The 1,312-nt window shown below is 44.7% G+C and carries 1 protein-coding gene; it reads left to right on the forward strand.

All coding sequences use genetic code 11. From position 1 onward, the window contains the following. The first annotated feature begins 98 nt into the window (after positions 1-98). Positions 99-1,295 (forward strand): transposase, encoded by a 1,197-nt coding sequence (locus tag FNW02_RS38150; RefSeq protein ID WP_431356856.1) that lies wholly within the window; start codon positions 99-101, stop codon positions 1,293-1,295. Positions 1,296-1,312: the final 17 nt, after the last annotated feature.

The raw sequence follows: 1,312 nt of genomic DNA on the forward strand, positions 1-1,312 counted from the left end.
CAATACTCCGGACAATTTTGAGTTGAGGGAATAGACAAGAAAACTATCGAACCATTAAGGTGCTGATTAGAACAAACAAGCACCGACTCGATAGCCATATGGAAATTGTACAAAGCTTACTGACCAAAATGGGGATTTTCCACAAACCGCAGATAAAAGCATTGACAACGCTGTTTGCCACGATTCTAATTGCCTGTGGCAAGGTAAACTTTACCAACCTGAGTCGCTACAGTGAACGAACAGAGAGAACTTATCGCCGACAGTTTAAAAAACAGTTTGATTTCGCTCTTTTCAACGCGGAAGTAATCAAAGCAGCAACGTCTCTCCATCACTCGATGATTGCCGTGATGGATTGCTCATTCATTGCCAAAAGCGGGAAAAAGACCTTTGGACTCGACCAGTTTTATAATGGCAGTCATAGTCGAGTAGAGAAAGGATTAGAAGTATCCTTAGTGGCGGTAGTAGATGTAGAAACGGAAGTAGGCTATGGTCTGCTTGCAGAACAAACCTTTGACCAAGCCTTCTGTCCAGACCTGACGCGGATGGACTACTATCTCCACCATCTGGAAATTACTAGACCTCAATTACCTCCCCAAGTTCGCTACCTTGCTGTAGATGGAGCATATGCCAAGGAGCCATTTGTCAGCGGAGTGAGGACGCTCAAGCTGGATGTGATTAGTAAACTGCGGCGAGACGCGAATCTGCGATATGTGTTCGAGGGTGAACAGAAAGCGCGGGGAGCTAAACGCAAATATGATGGCAAAGTTGATCTAGCCGACCCTACTCGCTTGAGTTGGGTACGCGAACTGCAATCAGGGGTTGAACTCCATACAGCAATTGTATGGCACGTTTCACTCAAGCGCAAAATCCGCCTGGCTTATGTACTTGACCACCGTAAGCCTAACAAACCGAGTTATGCTGTCTTATTCTCGACAGATATCAACCAATCGGCAGACGAGATTTATCGTTTCTACAAACTGCGCTTTCAAATCGAATTTATTTTCCGCGATGCTAAACAATTTACTGGACTAAGTGATTGTCAAGCCCGTGATGTCAAAAAGTTAGACTTCCATTTCAATGCCAGTTTCACTGCCTTAAATCTTGCCAAGTTCGATGCCCATCGTCAGCAGTTGGGTCAAAAACCCTTTGTCTTTTCAATGGCAAGTGTCAAGCGACAGGCACTCAATGACCATTTGCTCGACACCTTTATTTCAACGTTAGGACTCTCGCCGACTATAATTAAATCCCATCCTAACTACCAAAACCTACGGTCTTACGGCGTTATTACCGCCTAATTTTGTCCGGAGTATTG

The organism is Komarekiella delphini-convector SJRDD-AB1 (genome assembly GCF_014831675.1).
Classification (GTDB): domain Bacteria; phylum Cyanobacteriota; class Cyanobacteriia; order Cyanobacteriales; family Nostocaceae; genus Komarekiella.

What these genes read in the sequence shown, in the direction of transcription:
- FNW02_RS38150 (WP_431356856.1), top strand. Translation starts at nt 99, where the DNA reads ATGGAAATTGTACAAAGCTTACTGACCAAAATGGGGATTTTCCACAAA.